This is a genomic window from Alteromonas sp. MB-3u-76 (assembly GCF_002831605.1).
Classification (GTDB): Bacteria; Pseudomonadota; Gammaproteobacteria; order Enterobacterales; family Alteromonadaceae; genus Alteromonas; species Alteromonas hispanica.
The window spans coordinates 1,190,768-1,207,217 of record NZ_CP025115.1; the positions used below are offsets into that span (position 1 = coordinate 1,190,768).

13 protein-coding genes and 1 other RNA gene are annotated in these 16,450 nt (G+C 43.8%); 11 read left to right on the plus strand and 3 right to left on the minus strand.

Features of this window, described 5'->3' with window-relative positions:
- Positions 1-189: 189 nt before the first annotated feature.
- The 3 genes from tyrR (at position 190) to maiA (ending at position 3,714) form a co-directional block, all read left to right on the plus strand.
- A complete protein-coding gene (gene tyrR / locus CW735_RS05385) occupies positions 190-1,746 on the plus strand; it encodes a transcriptional regulator TyrR (RefSeq protein ID WP_071979614.1) in 1,557 nt (518 codons plus the stop codon).
- A 254-nt stretch (positions 1,747-2,000) separates the two neighbouring features.
- A complete protein-coding gene (locus tag CW735_RS05390; protein WP_071979613.1) occupies positions 2,001-3,011 on the plus strand; it encodes a fumarylacetoacetate hydrolase family protein in 1,011 nt (336 codons plus the stop codon).
- A 49-nt stretch (positions 3,012-3,060) separates the two neighbouring features.
- Positions 3,061-3,714: a maleylacetoacetate isomerase gene (maiA, locus tag CW735_RS05395; protein ID WP_071979612.1), complete on the plus strand. Its 654-nt coding sequence runs from the start codon at positions 3,061-3,063 to the stop codon at positions 3,712-3,714.
- Between the two features lie 110 nt (positions 3,715-3,824).
- On the opposite strand, the gene CW735_RS05400 is transcribed toward maiA, so the two are convergent.
- Positions 3,825-4,292, minus strand: a complete 468-nt coding sequence (locus CW735_RS05400) for an Lrp/AsnC family transcriptional regulator (protein ID WP_032094572.1) — start codon at positions 4,290-4,292, stop codon at positions 3,825-3,827.
- A gap of 194 nt (positions 4,293-4,486) precedes the next feature.
- Here CW735_RS05400 and CW735_RS05405 point away from each other — a divergent pair, with 194 nt between their 5' ends.
- Positions 4,487-5,545 (plus strand): Glu/Leu/Phe/Val dehydrogenase dimerization domain-containing protein, encoded by a 1,059-nt coding sequence (locus CW735_RS05405; RefSeq protein ID WP_071979611.1) that lies wholly within the window; start codon positions 4,487-4,489, stop codon positions 5,543-5,545.
- A gap of 83 nt (positions 5,546-5,628) precedes the next feature.
- An RNA gene (gene ffs, locus CW735_RS05410) (signal recognition particle sRNA small type) lies at positions 5,629-5,725 on the plus strand.
- A 29-nt stretch (positions 5,726-5,754) separates the two neighbouring features.
- On the opposite strand, the gene CW735_RS05415 is transcribed toward ffs, so the two are convergent.
- The gene (locus CW735_RS05415; protein ID WP_071979610.1) at positions 5,755-6,060 is read right to left on the minus strand and encodes a late competence development ComFB family protein; all 306 of its coding nucleotides are present in this window, start codon (positions 6,058-6,060) and stop codon (positions 5,755-5,757) included.
- A 300-nt stretch (positions 6,061-6,360) separates the two neighbouring features.
- Here CW735_RS05415 and CW735_RS05420 point away from each other — a divergent pair, with 300 nt between their 5' ends.
- Together CW735_RS05420 and CW735_RS05425 are read left to right on the plus strand one after the other, a co-directional pair.
- Positions 6,361-7,458 carry a tryptophan 2,3-dioxygenase family protein gene (locus CW735_RS05420; protein ID WP_071979609.1) on the plus strand — a complete coding sequence of 366 codons (1,098 nt, stop codon included), beginning with the start codon at positions 6,361-6,363 and terminating at the stop codon, positions 7,456-7,458.
- A gap of 323 nt (positions 7,459-7,781) precedes the next feature.
- Positions 7,782-11,048, plus strand: coding sequence for a TonB-dependent receptor domain-containing protein (locus tag CW735_RS05425; RefSeq protein WP_071981249.1), 3,267 nt, complete (start codon positions 7,782-7,784; stop codon positions 11,046-11,048).
- Here the strand turns inward: CW735_RS05425 and CW735_RS19525 are convergent.
- Positions 11,025-11,423 (minus strand): hypothetical protein, encoded by a 399-nt coding sequence (locus CW735_RS19525; protein WP_157812651.1) that lies wholly within the window; start codon positions 11,421-11,423, stop codon positions 11,025-11,027. The genes CW735_RS05425 and CW735_RS19525 overlap by 24 nt on opposite strands.
- Positions 11,424-12,062: 639 nt before the next feature.
- Here CW735_RS19525 and CW735_RS05435 point away from each other — a divergent pair.
- From CW735_RS05435 to CW735_RS05450, 4 genes are all read left to right on the plus strand, one after another.
- A complete protein-coding gene (locus CW735_RS05435; RefSeq protein ID WP_100970721.1) occupies positions 12,063-13,100 on the plus strand; it encodes an IS110 family transposase in 1,038 nt (345 codons plus the stop codon).
- Positions 13,101-13,681: 581 nt separating this feature from the next.
- Positions 13,682-14,014, plus strand: coding sequence for a 2OG-Fe(II) oxygenase (locus tag CW735_RS05440; protein WP_083595251.1), 333 nt, complete (start codon positions 13,682-13,684; stop codon positions 14,012-14,014).
- A gap of 308 nt (positions 14,015-14,322) precedes the next feature.
- Entirely contained in the window at positions 14,323-15,084 is a 762-nt protein-coding gene (locus CW735_RS05445; protein ID WP_071979608.1) for a DUF3450 domain-containing protein, read from the plus strand.
- Positions 15,085-15,090: 6 nt separating this feature from the next.
- Entirely contained in the window at positions 15,091-16,449 is a 1,359-nt protein-coding gene (locus tag CW735_RS05450; protein ID WP_071979607.1) for a MotA/TolQ/ExbB proton channel family protein, read from the plus strand.
- Position 16,450 lies beyond the last annotated feature (1 nt).

Sequence of the window (16,450 nt, forward strand, 5' to 3'; positions counted from 1 at the left end):
TATTAACCGAAAGTGTCTAAATCGCTTCAAACTTATTAAAGAAAGGGAGACAGAATATGTCTCCCTTTTTTAGTGGTAGTATTTTTCCTACTGTCCCGTTTTTTAATTTTTAGTAACAATTATCTTGTTATCTTTTTGTAAAAGTATGATATCTTGTACATATATCTTTACAAATAAATAATTTACCCTATGCGACTAGAAATCAGCTGTCAGGACCGTCTTGGTATTGCTCAAGACGTACTGGATATTCTCGTAAACAAAGAAATAGACTTACGCGGAATCGAAATAGATCCGGTAGGAAAAATCTTTCTTAATTTCCCAAACATTGAATTTGAAGATTTTCAACATCTCATGCCCCAAATTCGTAGAATTGACGGTATCGACGATGTCAAAACCACGTTATTTATGCCCGGCGAGCGTGAAAAAAATCAACTGTCGGCCATACTTCGCACATTGCCAGACCCAGTATTTTCTGTAGATGCAAAAGGCCATATTCTTCTTTGCAATGAAGCGGTGAGTGCTGGATTAGAGCTTCCCTCAGAAACAATAATCGGCATGGAGATAAGTGAAGTTGTCAAAGGTTTTAACTTTACGAAGTGGATGGACGGCAAAGCGCCCGGCCCGCAATCGTCAAAAGTAAAATTTATTCAACAAGATTATCTTGCAGATATGTTGCCCATTACTGTAGCTGATGGCGAGCAGAAAAGTATCATGGCGGGAGCCGTGGTTATTTTGAAATCTGAAATGCGGCTAGGCCAGCAGTTTACTGCTTTTCACCAGTCTCCCACAGACAGTTTTGACAGGTTTGTCACTCAGTCATCTTTTATGAAGCGCGCTGTTCACGAAGCAAAACGCGTGGCTGATTTAGACGCGCCCATTTTGATTTTTGGTGAAACCGGTACAGGTAAAGAGATGATAGCGCGGGCTTGCCATCAGTCGAGTCGGCGCAGTGAAGGCGCTTTCCTTGCTTTAAACTGTGCGTCTTTACCAGACAGCGTAGCGGAAACCGAACTATTTGGATGTGCCGCTGGCACTTACAATCAGTCAAGCGGTAAAGTGGGTCTGCTTGAGCAGGCCAAGGGGGGAACACTACTACTAGACGAAATTGCAGACATGTCTTCCCAGCTTCAAGCTAAATTGCTTAGGGTGCTAGAAGACGGCGAGTTCAGAAGAGTAGGGGATGCACAGCCGGTTTCTGTGGACGTACGTTTTATTTGCACAACCTGTCGAGATTTAGGTCAGCTAGTAGAAGAGGGGCGATTTAGAAAAGAGCTTTACTATCGCCTTAACGTGTTAAGCCTTGTTATGCCGTCGCTGAAAGATAGAAGGCAGGATATTGTGCCGTTAGCCGAGTCATTTATTTTGCAGCACAGTACCAAGCTAGGGCGCAGACCTGCGAAATTAAGTAAGTCTTGTGTCGACTTCTTACAGCAATATCCATGGCCTGGAAATGTAAGGCAGCTACAAAATGCGCTTTATCGCGCTCTGTCGCTTCTTGATGGGAAAGAAATTACCAAAGAAGATATTCAGTTGCCTAGTTGTGCTCCTAGTGTTACGTATATTGATGAGAACTTTGAAGGGACACTTGACGAAGAGGTGAAAAAATTTGAAAAAGACCTCCTCAAGCGTCTTTACCCTTTTTACCCAAGTACTCGCCAACTGGCAAAAAAGCTGGGGTTAAGTCACACGGCCATAGCAAACAAGTTACGAGAATACGGCATAAATAAAGCGACGGTAAAACTCTAGGCTTCACTATAATACGCTGTTAATTTGTTTTTTTTAGCTAAGTGATTATTACCGATATAGACGTGTTGTGTTTGGTTTACAACACGTCTACGGCAAGCTAGCTTAGGTGTTTACCTGCCATTTTCATAATCTACGCGTACACCCTTTCTTACACCCACGATAAACTTGTGCCTCTACTTACTTCTCTTTCACCCGCATGTAATGGCATAAATGTAATTATTGTTAACATACCAATTGTTTATCGAGGAAAAATAATGAAATTTGCAACGTATAAAAACGAAAGCCGAGATGGAATCTTGATGTTGGTATCACGAGATTTAGCAAGGGCCTGCGAAGTTAGCGACATTGCACCTACAATGCAACATGCACTCGATAATTGGCAAGAGGTTGCTCCGCAACTGCAAAGCCGCTACGAGCAACTAAACGACAATGTTGGCGAGAGTGTTTCTTTCGACACGAGCCGATGTGAGTCTCCACTACCCAGAGCATACCAATGGGCAGACGGCAGCGCCTATGTTAATCATGTTGAATTGGTGAGAAAAGCTCGCGGTGCTGAAATGCCAGAAAGCTTTTGGACCGATCCTCTGATGTATCAAGGCGGTTCAGATGACTTCATTGGCCCTAATGACGATATCATTTTGCCCAGTGACGAGTGGGGAATCGACTTTGAAGGTGAGGTGGCCGTTGTTACTGATGATGTACCAATGGCGTGTACACCTGAGCAGGGCGCCGAGCGCATCCGTTTAATCATGTTAGTAAACGACGTGTCTCTTCGTGGACTTATTCCAGGCGAGTTAGCGAAAGGATTTGGCTTTTTTCAATCTAAACCTGCTTCTAGCTTCTCCCCGGTAGCCGTGACACCAGATGAATTAGGTGATGCTTGGCAAGACCGTAAAGTGCATTTACCGCTGCGTTCTATTTATAACGGCGAGTTGTTTGGCAAGCCTGAAGCTGGCCAAGACATGACGTTTAACTTCGGTCAGCTCGTTTCCCATGCAGCTAAAAGTCGCAATTTAGGTGCCGGTGCAATTATCGGTTCAGGAACGGTGTCGAACAAACAGGGAACAGAACATGGTTCAGCTATCTCGGAAGGCGGCGTAGGTTATTCCTGCATTGCTGAGGTGAGAATGATTGAGACAATTCGAGACGGCAAACCGTCAACCCCATTTATGCAGTTTGGCGACCGCATTCGCATGGAAATGCTCGACAAAGATGGCGTTAGCATTTTTGGTGCAATCGAACAGCAAGTTAAGCCGTTGCGCTAAAATTTGATGCTATTTTCAACCCTATTTAATGTATGGGAGCAACAGTGAGATGAGTATTAAACTGTATGGCTATTGGCGCTCTACGGCAACGTATAGAGTTCGAATCGCACTTAATTTGAAAGGCGTAGAGTACGAATATGTGCCGGTTCATTTAGTGGCTAACGGCGGTGAGCAGCACAGTATGGATTATGCGCGCCTGAACCCCGCTGAACTTGTGCCTACGCTGGTCGATGAAGACGAAGATATCATTTTAAACCAATCGCTTTCTATCATTGAGTATTTAGACGAGCGGTTTGACAGTGAGCATCAACTCATACCAGAGCACAAAAATGAGCGAGCACGAGTTCGTGCCCTCGCGCAAGATATTGCCTGCGACATCCAGCCTGTAGGTAATTTACGTGTGTTAAACGCACTTAAAGGAAGCTTTGATGCAAGCCAAGACGATGTGGCAACGTGGGCGGCCCACTGGATCACATTAGGCTTTGATGCAATTGAAAAGCGACTTCAAACCCAAGCAGGGAAGTACTGCTTCGATTTCAACGTTACTATGGCTGATATTTGCCTAGTGCCGCAAGTTTACAATGCAAAGCGTTTTAATGTTGATATGAACCACTATCCGCTTATCAGCAAGATTGCAGATAATTGCAACGAATTAGATGCGTTTGAAAAGGCTCGACCAGAAAACCAAGTGGATGCTACGTGAACGTTGTTGTCGAAGTGAAGTAAAAAGAAGCGTGTTTAAAAGCAAATAGTCAAAACGACATTCAATTTTAAGGGGCCTACGATTATGTGGCCCCTTCTTTATTTGAATATCTACTGACGCTTAATCGGCAGTTCTGTCGTGTTCTTCACCTGTTTAAGCGCGAACGTGGAGCTTAAATGATCAACCAAAGGTAAGTGAGTCAATTTGGTTTTTAGTAAAAATTCATACTCTTCAATGCTCTCAACAATGACTTTCAGCAAATAATCCTTCTCTCCGCTGGTCGTATGGCATTCGACAATTTCATCGATGTTTTGTACCGCAGTTTCAAAGTCTGTCAGCGAGTCGCCATCGTGATTTTTTAGTGTGACGTAGATAAAAACCGACACGCCTAAATTTAACTTTTTACTGTTGAGTAAGGTGACTTTACCTAAAATGATACCGTCGGCTTCCATCCGTTTTACGCGGCGCCAACACGGTGTGTGAGAAAGTCCTACTTGTTGACTTAAATCAGCCATAGAAACTGTGGCATCTTGCTGTAGGACGCGCAAAATTTCACGGTCAAACTTATCTAATTTCATAACAGCTATTTCCATCATTCTTATGATAGCTATTATATAGTAAAAAAAATTATAGGATAGCTGTCCTAGTAAAATAGTATTCATTTCCTTTGTCTTTCGGTTTACAAAAACCATGTAAGAAACTCGCAACGCTTGTCCTCAGAGTCTTCGGCTAGACTAGAGCGAATAATCGGCAAATAAAAAATAGGGAATGTATGTCAGTCTTCGACCACTCAGAATTCGATAATCATGAGCACGTGGCTTTCTATCACGATGAGAAAGCGGGGCTTAGTGCAATAATTGCTATTCATAATACTAACCTTGGACCAGCGCTTGGCGGGTGCCGTATGTGGCCGTATGTAAATAGTAGCGAAGCGCTGACTGATGTGTTGCGATTATCAAAGGGCATGACATACAAGGCAGCACTGGCAAATCTTGAACTGGGTGGTGGTAAGTCAGTGATTATTGGCGACCCTAGAAAAGCCAAAACACCCGAAATGATGCGAGCAATGGGTAAGTTTGTTGATTCGTTAGGCGGCAAATACTTTACTGCGGAAGACTCGGGTATTGCGGTAACCGATTTGCAAATCATGGCAGAAGAATCTGACTATATCGCTGGTGTTAGCGCAAAGTATCACTACGCTGGAGAAGAGGCGAATGGCAATCCAGCACCATCGACGGCATACGGCGTTTTTGTTGGGCTTAAAGCGTCAGTAGAGTTCGGTTTAAAGCGCAGCTTAGATGGTGTATCTGTTGCTATTCAAGGAATGGGACACGTTGGCTACAGACTAGCCAAGCACCTTTACGAGGAAGGCGCGAAACTTTACGTTGCTGACATCTTCCCTGAAGGTCTAGAAAAAGCCGAAAAAGAGCTAGGTGCTACAGTAATTGCCCCAGAAGACATACTAAGCCTTGATGTAGATGTACTTGCACCTTGCGCATTAGGGGCGGCGATAAACGACCAGACGTTGCCAGATATCAAAGCGAAAGTCATTGCAGGCGCGGCAAATAATCAGCTAGCCAGAGAAGAGATGGGTGAGCTGCTAAGCCAGCGAGGCATTCTGTATGCGCCTGATTATGTTATTAACGCTGGTGGCGTTATTGATATTTTCCATCAGCGCATGGAATCTAGCTCGAATGAAGCATTGCGTGCACACATTGAACAAATTGGCGACACGCTTAAAGAAATATATGTTCGCGCCGAAAAAGAAAATACAGCCACCAATCGAATTGCAAATGTAATAGCGGAAGAGAGATTTTCTAATAAGGCTTGAAACTTAGCATTCAAATAGTCATAATGCGCCCCGCAATTAGGAGGGCGCAAGCGACTCGTTAATTGCAGTTTTCTATGGTGGGCTTTTGGTCCTCCCGCAATGATACTCTGTGAACTCGGTCAGGCCTGGAAGGGAGCAGCCGCAGCAGACGACTCATGTGCCGGGATGTGGCTGGAGGCCTGCCACCCAAACTCCTCTCATAATTACAACTAGTCTGCTTGTTCTTCTTTTTGTGATTCGCTTCTTTCAGCGTCATGTTCGGCATCATTCAAAAACCGCAGCGCTTTGCTTATGGCATACTCCACGTTCATTTCCATTTGTTTCCGTTCGCTCTGAGGCAGGTAAAATGCCATGTCTACTTCAAACCTAATATAGCGGGGTGGCACTTGATTCAGTGCCAAACAGCACAAGTCTGCAAGATAGTCTGCCGACTTTGATTTATCCAATCCTAACTTTGCTATTCGCTCCAAAACCAAATGTTCGTAATAGTTATGAATATCATCATCAAGTTTCATTAAATTTACCTCTCATCCGTTGGGTAACCGCCACTCGTTGCGGTTCAGCAAAAAATTTGATAGCGCGCTTGAATGTATGCATATCGCTCAAATTGCACACTTTTTTCTACAGTCGTTTACGTTACTCAATAGACAGTGCCCTGTCACTATTAAGGTATAGCTTGTATTCTATATAAGTCGAATACGCCACAATGAAAAATAAATAAAGGGAAAATTTAATAGAAAGAAAAGCAAAAGTAAGTGGCAAGGTTTATATAAAACGGCTTCGCGTATATCAGTACCCAGACAGAGACAAACATTATGAAAAAGAATATAGAGCCCTGCTATTACGGTGACTACTTACAGTTAGACAAAATCCTCGGCGCACAAAAACTTCAAAGTGAAAAGTATTCAGATGCAGCGCACGAGGAAATGCTATTTATTATTGTGCATCAAGTTTATGAGTTGTGGTTTAAACAAATTCTACACGAGCTAAACGCCACAATTGATACGTTCAATCAAGAGGTAGTGAAAGACCAGCAGCTCACTCAGGTTGTGCATCGCCTGCAGCGAGTGATTACCATTCAGCGATTAATGAATGATCAAATTGCGGTAATGGAAACCATGACGCCGCAGCAGTTTCTTTCATTTAGAGATTATTTGGTGCCTGCCTCTGGTTTCCAAAGCATTCAATTCAAGCGGTTGGAAATTTCGCTTGGGTTAAAGCGAGAGTTTCGCGTCGATTTTGATAAGCAGAGTTTTTATAGTCGCCTAACAGATGATGACAGAGCATTGCTTGAAGGCTTAGAGAAAAAGCCTAGCCTATTCGATTTGGTCGATAAATGGCTATCAAGAATGCCATTACTAAAAACCGATGATTTCGACTTTTGGGAGTATTATAAAAAAGCCACCGCAGAAATGCTTACCGATGACCACGACACAATATCTACAAACGACACTCTCTCAACTGCAGATAAGCGTCAAGAGCTGAAAGATTGGCAGTCTACCACAGAAAACTTTGATGCACTGTTCGACCATGAAAAGTTCGAAAAGCTGCGCAAAGAAGACAAGTTTAGGCTTAGCCACGAAGCCTTATTGTCAGCCTTATTTATAAAGCAATATTCTGAAGAGCCAGTATTCAATCTACCTTTTCAACTTATTACAGCATTAACTGAAATTGATGAACAGTTAACCATCTGGCGTTATCGGCACGCCATGATGGTACAACGAATGCTGGGTACCAAAATTGGTACCGGTGGGTCTTCTGGCCATCATTATTTAAAACGTACTACTGAGTCTAATCGCATATTTCTCGATTTTTTTAATATGGCTACTTTTTTGTTGCCAAAATCGGCCTTACCCGAGTTACCGAATGCCATAAAACGAAAGCTTGGATTTTATTTAAATTCGATAAGCTAAGACTCAAGCGTCGACTTTTTTGACTGTAAAAAGCTTTTTCTCGTTTTCGATAACGCTGCTGCATGGCTACTTTTTATACTTTAGTGTAAAAAGTAGCCATGCATTAAGAAAAATGTAATAAAAGTATGTTTTGTACGCAAGGCTTTACAATTCGTGACTTTATTCAAAAAAAAATTGAACTTTTCAGCAAACAATTGTACCACTGCGTATTGACCCCCAGTCGTTTTTTGTATTCTATAGAAGCTGGGCGAAAGCCTTACAAAAATATTCGCAAAAGCGAAAAAAAACACACAGACAAAAATACTAGGTCCAGGGAGACTTACATGTTTAAAAATTCTAAGTTGGCTACGTCAGTCAAGTTAGCTTGCGTATTTGGTTCTGCACTCGCAGTATCAGCAAGTAATCTTGCATTGGCACAAGAAACAACGAACGACGACGCAACTGCTGATGAAGCAGTTGAAAAAATCACGGTCACAGGTTCTCGTATACGCCGCGTTGAGCTGAGCGAGAGTGCACCTGTATTCTCATTTGGTGAACAAGATTTAGATGTGCGTGGATTCACAAACGCCGCAGACCTACTTAATGCATCGCCATTGTTCGGTGGCTCACTAACTCCTGCTGGCGCTCAGGATGCTGAGAATGCTGGTCAAAACCAAGCAAACTTGTTTGACCTTGGAACCTCACGAACGCTTACACTAGTGAATGGTAAGCGTTTTGTAAGTTCTCAATCTGCTTCTCAGGGTGGCTCTCAGGTTGACATTAACGCCATACCAGTTGCGCTTATTGAACGTATTGAAGTGGTTCCACTAACCGGTGCTGCGACTTACGGTGCTGATGCAATCGCAGGTACCGTTAACGTAATCTTGAAAGATGATTATGAAGGCTTTGAGGTAACTGCGCAGTACGACGGTAACGAAGATGGCAATGCTAGAACATTCCAAATTAGCGCACTAGGTGGTGGTAATTTCGACGATGGTCGCGGTAATATAACTTTCGGTATTGAGTATACACGAAACAATGGTTTGCTTCTGTGCGACCAAGATTTTTTGTGTAACAACAATCCAGGTTTTGACTCTGCACAAAACGAGTTGCTTGATTTAGATGGAGATGGTTTGCCAGATGACTTCAATGGCGACGGTACGGTTGACGCAGCCGACAGACAATCTGTAAGTCTTGTTTATAATGAATTAAATCTACAGCTGTTTACACAGAATGGTGCTATCACTCCTGCCGGCGGTGGTTTTCTTCCGGCGTTTGGGTTGGGCTCTATGCCAGACGGAAACTTTTACGAGTTCAGCCAAAATGGGGACCTACAACAGTGCCAGCCAGGTACAGTACAAGCACGTAGCTTGATTACCCAAGGTGGCGAAGGCGTTTGTGGTTTAGATTTCTTCGACAGCGTGGCGCAAATTCGCTCTCCTACCTCACGTATGAACACATACGCGTCATTTAATTATGACCTTGCCGATAATGTGAGAATTAAAAACGATTTCATGTATGCGAACACAAAAGGAAGTGAATTGGTAAACCAAGGTGGTTTCCAAACCGGTTTCTTCGGCGGGACATCTGCTGCTATTAACATGAGTATCAACAACCCATTCCTATCTGAACAGGCGCGCTCGACGATAGTAAATACTGGGTACGGCGCAGACAGCTTTTCTGTTCACCGGTTTAACAATGATCTAGTGAGCCTTGGTGGCAACTCAAACGAAACACACGTTTGGCGTGCAAGCAGTATGTTAGAGGGCGAATTCGAAGCTTTAGACAGAGATTTCTACTGGGATGTGTCTGTAGTTCACGGCCGTTCAGATATTAATATCAGAACTACAGGTATTGTCGATGGTCGCTTCCTAAATGCAGTTGATGCACAGCGTGTCGACGACACTATGCTTGAACGAATTCGTGATGAACAGGGTCTAGACACACTAGATGATGCGTTGGCTGCTCTACAGGGAGCTCGCTCTCAGTTCACCGGTGGTTTCCAGCGTGGAGACATTATTTGTGGTGCCTATGCAGATTTAGCGGCAGGAACACTAGAAGGATTTAACTCACGTGCTTCTGGTTCGGGTCTTGTTGATGAGGACCTTCCGTTCCTAGATGGCTGTCAACCGCTTAACCTATTCGGGTCTCAAGCATCGCCTGAGGCACTAGACTTCATCACTGGTGGTTCGCAAATGTCTCAAGCGAGTAACTTGCAAACTGTTTACACGGCAAACATTGGTGGTACAGCGTTCGAACTTCCCGCAGGCCCACTAGATTTCGTAGTTGGTGTTGAGCGTCGTATAGAAAAGGGTGACTACGAGCCTGCAGTAGGCGGACGTGTTCCTATTACTCGTTCAACTATTGACCGTCCTGTAAGCGGTGGTTTCGACACTAATGAATATTATGTTGAGGTTGTTGCACCAATCGTATCTGAAGATATGGACATCCCCTTTGTTCAATATTTTGAATTAAGCGGTGCTTTCCGAAATCAAGAGTTCAATACAAATGCGCCTGCAGGTTTCCAAGACAGAACAACAGAAGAGGACGTTTACCAAGCCAGCATGAAGTGGCAGGTAATTGATGACCTCTCGTTCCGTGCTACCTATGCAACGGCGTTTAGGAACCCATCTATAAATGAATTGTTCCAGCCTAAGCAACAATCATTCATATCTGGAGATGACCCTTGTGATGCACGCTCTGTGGGCTTAGGTCCAAATCCAGCAGCACGAAAAGCCAACTGTGAATCACAAGGTATTGATACCGACACCTTTGTTTCAAGCATTCAAGACGGAACCATCCCAACAGGCTTGATTTCGGGTAACCCAGAACTAGGCGCTGAAACTAATAAATCCTACTCTTACGGTTTCGCTTACACGCCTGAGTTTGTAGAGGGCCTTCAGCTGAGTGTTGACTACTATAATCTAGAAATTGAAGATTTTATTGCTCAAGTTGATTTTGAAACGTTGGCGGCGACATGTTATGACTCCAATAACTTCCCGAATGAACCAGCTTGTAATACATTTGTACGTGGCGATGACTTCCAAGTTATTGAAGCTCGTAATCAGCCGGCGAACGTTGCACTTTCTACGTTTGAAGCGGTTTCTATCTCATTGTTCTATACTCATGATTTAGGCGAGTACGGTAACTTGAGTGTGAATTCATCGACGCAAAATAATATTACTAACGAATTCCAGGCAACTCCTGCCGCAGAAGTTACGGAAGATGTTGGTGACTTTGCCGACCCTGATTGGATTGGTACGGTTGATATCAACTGGTTGTACGAAGACTGGATCGTAAGTCATCGTATTCGTTGGCAGAACCCAGTTAAAATTGATGCGTTAGATCAGCGTCTATACGCGGATAGTTATACTGAGCTTGAAGATGGTACTTTCCAAGGTAACTTCACCAACGAGACTGATTGGCGTGCGATTCATGAGCTAAGTATCGGATATACTCTGGATTCATCGACAAATATACAGCTGAACATACTGAACCTTCTTGATCGCAAACCAGACGAAAATGGCGATATTGCATTTGCTGCAGGCCATTTTGGTATTGATGAGCGTTTAGGCCGTCGATTCAGCCTACGTGTTAACCATAAGTTTTAAGTAAAAAAGCTTAGTACTCTTCAGTAAACATATTGCTGAGTATAAAAAGTAAACAAAGCCGCCCTTTTTCGAAGGGCGGCTTTTTTGTTTGCCCAGCGAAGCTGGCAAACCCGTCAGGTTGAAAGAAACCTGAATCACCCTGACTGAGGGGAAGATAATCCGAATGGCAAGGGCGTTGTTGGCCAACGGCAGGGTCTCCGGGGGCCGGCCCGAAGCAAGCCATAGGAAGTTAGAGGTACACAACGCAAGTGAACCTGATTCGGCAAGACAGGAGGGTAAGCGTGCAAAATAGCGCGAAGCCCGATACTCAGTCAGTCCTGTTTTGTGTTTGAGGGTGGAATTTCTAACAGGGAGCCATAACGTGGTTACCAGCACAGTAACTGGGGAAGCCTGGCATTAGATCCAATCAAATGGTTGGACGTATCGTTCAAGGAGTGATCCAAGAATGTTGCGAGTGTGAGGTGGCATAACGTGGTTACCAGATAGAACCCGTAGTAGTGAGTAAGGCTAGGCCGATGAAAGCCAGTAATGGTGTGGAGGGTAAAACCAAGCCGACTATCAGCATTGTGTTTGATAGGATCTATTTTAGCCAAAAGCTTAAATGGATTGCGAAGGGGGGAAGCAGACTTTAAGACTCTGATGAGTTGTGAGTTTTTTTATCATTGATACACAAGCCGCCTGATCAGCGGGACAAGTCGAATCGGTGCGCTAGGAATAGTGATGTCTGGTGAGACAGGCCGTATATGGGAAGTAATTGTAGTCAAATTTGGTAGATTGCCTCAGTGCTAGAACGCCAAACCCTGCAATGAAAGTTACCACAATGTTAGAAAATGAACGATGTCCATAGGGCGCACGATACTAGATTGCAAATTAGCATTGTGTCACTTAGCAAGTGATATGAAGTATGCAGGAGCCGTATACGAGGCCCGTACGTACGGTTCTGTGAGATGTATGGACTCCCTTCCCTGAAAGGGGTACGGTCTTAATTGTCAAATTAGCCAAAGGGGTCCATACATGATTAAGAATACAATTATTGCAATTGACCTTGCAAAGCATTCCTTTCAGGTTTGCAAGTTCAACAGTGACGGAAAAATTGATTATAACAAAGCAATGAGTCGTAAAGCATTGATAGCACTTCTGGGAAACCATGTGTCAGCGTTAGTGGCAATGGAAGCCTGTGGTGGCTCGAATTACTGGGCGCGTTTAGCGAGGCGGCATGGTCATCAAGTAAAAATCATTCATCCTCGCGCAGTAAAAGGGCTGCAATTAAAGCAAAAAACAGATAAAAATGACGCCTACGCTATCGGTATTGCGGCTCAATTACCTCATATAAACTCTTGTGGCATCATGGAGGAAGATGAACAGGGTCTTCAGGCCCTGGAGCGGGTGCGAATGCTGCAGTTGGAGCAAAGGACGGCGTTGGCAAACCAGATACGAGGACTGTTGACGGAATTCGGGATTGTGATAGCAAAGGGGTTAAATCATTTAGTCACTGCGCTGCCTGACATTTTAGAAGATGCAGAAAACGGCTTGCCGATGAATTATCGTCAGGCTTTGGCTGCGCAGTCACAAATGTTACAACTCTATACGACTCAAATAGAAAGTTATGACAGGCTCATAGCAGAACACACGCGGCATAATCCTGTTTGCCAGAAATTAAGTAAACTCGAAGGCGTAGGCCCTTTGATTGCTTTGGGGTTAACCGTTCGATTGGGAAATGCGACAGAGTTCAATACAGGCCGGGATGCATCAGCATGCATAGGTTTGACACCGAAGCAGCATTCGACCGGCGGTAAAGAGCGATTGGGACATATTTCTAAAAACTGTGCAGATAAAAGATTGCGAAGTTTGCTCTATCAGGGAGCAATGTCGGTAGTGAATAAAGCAGTATCCAGAGAGCCTAAGACTGTGAAAGAGCAGTGGCTGAAGGCGTTAGTTGACCGAAGGGGAAAGAAGGTTGCTGCCATCGCGTTAGCAAATAAAACGGTGAGAACCGCTGTTGCTCTAATAAAGAATAATGACGATTACAATCCGATACTGTTAGCAGCCTAAGAGTTAGTAAATCAACAAATTGCGAAAATAAATGGTAAGACCAACCAGCAGAATTCAGCCAGTCCTCTCAAGTGACTAAACACTGTGTGTGAGAATTGAACTGTTGGTGCGTATACATCGAAGGGCAGGAGTAGCTCTCCATTTAAAGCCCGTATATAAGAGCGCATCTACTACTAATTTTTCAAAAGATGTTGATTACTTCAGGGAGTCCATATAAGAGGGATGAGGCGCAAGCCTCACCCTACTCGATATTTTGATTGCCTCGTCACTTCTAACTCAAAAAACTTCGTGTTTGCGACATTTTGTCTTTTGAAGAAGCAGCTCACTTATACCAAGCGTTGAGTGAAAATGTGACTTTCGATACTGCTATGACGGTTGATGGCAAACGCATAGTGGTTTCTGCTTAAGAGTGGAAAGCGTTGAATGACGAACAAAGAAAGCAAATCTATTTCAATCTCGTGGAAAATGCGGCGAAAGGAAATGGCTTTTCTTTCGGGCGACGCGATATTAGTGAAAATGAGACTAATACAGTACTCAACCACTTCTTTTCAGCGATAAACAGCTAAAGGGTATTAAGCGCTATGAGTGAAATGACTGGGGTGGGAGATTTGAATTATGCCAGTATGCAGGCTACTCGGATTGTACCTGGCCAATTTCTCACTCGTCACAAAGATGTGGTGGAACAAGAAGGAAGAAAATTAGCTTACGTATTTAACTTGTCGCCAGAATGGCATCCAGACTGGGGCGGATTGGTGCAATTATTTAATGAAGATGGTACTACCACTGAAAGTTGGACTCCGAATTTTAATACCCTAAGCATATTCACAGTAGAAAATATTCACAGCGTAACTTATCTCATGCCGTTCGCTAAAAAACCACGATATGCTCTTACGGGCTGGTTTGGTAAACGATAACGCAACAATTTTAAAACAAAATACGCGTGAAACTTTAAATGGGTAAGTAACAAAACTAAAGTACGAGGTTGTACGTTCCGAGGTGTCTGTTTTTTGTTCAGGCAGCGCGCCATTTCCTTGCTAGCCGTGTAGTGTTGCTTGACTAACCCTTACATTCCATGTGAGTATAATAGGTTCGTGGTACTGGTTAGCGCCACAGGTACCACATTTTTGAAACAACATTGTAAAAATTTAATACGCCCCTTGCCCGAATATTTTCCTATCGGCGAGGATTCAAATAAGAAATTTGGTTGGGAACTATGTCCAAAATGAGCAAGAGAACTCTTATTGCTTCTACTGTTATGGGTGCATTCGCACTAACAGGTAGCGCAGTCTCTGCAGATACGCTTGAAGATCTTCACAGAGAAGAAGCGAAAATTCATGCGGCTGCGGCGAAATCGCAAGAAAAAATCAACACGTTGTTTGAACAATCTCAAGAGCTACTTGTAGAGTATCGTCAAACAGTAGATCAGACAGAAAACCTAAAAGTCTACAATGATTATCTAGCTAGCCTTGTTGCTGACCAGCAGCGCGGGATCGATTCTTTGCAGCGTCAAATTGACAGCATCGAAGAAACTAAGCAGGGCATTGTTCCGCTTATGTTCCGTATGATCGACAGTCTAGAGAAGTTCATCAAACTAGACCGTCCTATTCACCTTGAAGAGCGTCTTCAGCGTGTAGAACGTCTACGTGACCTTATGGCTAACTCTAACGTTACTGTTTCTGAGCAGTTCCGTCAGGTTCTTGAAGCATACTTAGTTGAAGTTGAATACGGCACTAAGATCAACTCTTACCAAGGTACGATTGACGATGCAGGTACAGAAGTTACTGTTGACTTCTTTAACCTAGGCCGTGCAGCACTAGTAGCGCTTTCACTAGACCAAACTCACGCGTGGGTATGGAATAACGAGAGCCGCACATGGGAAAAACTTGGTGATGAATATCTTTCATCAGTTGTTGATGCAGTTAAGATGGCTAACAACGTCATTCCTGCAGATCTAATCAAACTACCAATTAGTGCAGCGGAGTAATTGTTAATGAAACCAGTATTCAAATCTCTTTTAGCCGCTGCAACAGTTGCAGTTGCGGCAACCGGAGCACAGGCTCAGGAAGCAAAGAGCCTTAAGGATCTGTTAGACCAGGTCCAGCAAAATCGTGTATCTGAAGCACGTCTAGACAAACAGCGTGAGGCGGAGTTCCAATCTGCTCGTGCTGATAAGCAGGCGCTTTTAAGAAAAGCACAAAGCGAACTTAAAGCTGAAGAAGATCGTGGCGATCGTCTACAGCAGCAATTTTCTGATAACGAAGTAACGTTGAACGAAAAGGCAGCTGAATTAGACCAAGCAACAGGTACTCTTGGCGAAATGTTCGGTGTTGTTCGTCAAGCATCTTCTGAAGCTCACGGTCGTATCTCTACATCAATTGTTAGTGCTCAGTTTGAAGGCCGCGGTGAATTCCTAGCAGCAATGTCTGAAGACTCTAAAGGTCTTCCTAACATTCAAGAACTAGAAGACCTATGGTTTGCACTTCAAAAAGAAATGACTGAAGGCGGTGACGTTGTTAAGTTCACTACTGAAGTAGTAAACCTAGACGGTGGTTCATCACAGCAAGAAATCGTTCGTATCGGTACGTTTAACCTAATCGGTGAAGACGGTTACTTGGCATACGATCCTGAAGCAGAAGTTGTACAGCCTCTTGGCCGTCAGCCTGATGCGCACTTTGTAGCGTCTGCTAATGACCTAATTGATGCAACGTCTGGTCTTGTACCTTTCTATGCTGACCCTTCACAAGGTGCAATTCTTGGCCTATTGAAGCAAAAAGCAACTATGTCAGAGCGTTACCACGCAGGTGGCCCAGTTGGTTATACCATCACGCTAATGCTAGCTATTGGTCTACTGATTGGTGTGTATAAACTGATCACGCTTACTATTGTTGGCGGCAAAATGCGCTCACAGCTCAAGAATGTAAGCAACCCTTCTGAAGGCAACCCTCTTGGTCGTATTCTGAAAGTATACAAAGAGAACAAAAATGCCGATGCAGAAAACTTAGAGCTTAAACTTGATGAAGCAATTCTTCGTGAACTTCCACGTATCGAAAGCGGCATTAACGTAATTAAGATCTTCGCAGCAATTGCACCATTACTTGGTCTACTTGGTACAGTACTTGGTATGATTGAGACGTTCCAAACCATCACATTATTCGGTACTGGTGACCCACGTATGATGGCAGGAAGTATCTCAATGGCTCTTGTAACTACTGCTCAGGGTATTATTGCGGCACTTCCGCTAATTCTTACTCACAGCATCGTAGCTTCTCGCAGCAAGTCAATCATCCACATTCTTGATGAGCAAACAGCGGGCATCGTTGCTGCTCATACAGAGTCGGAGAAGGCGTAAT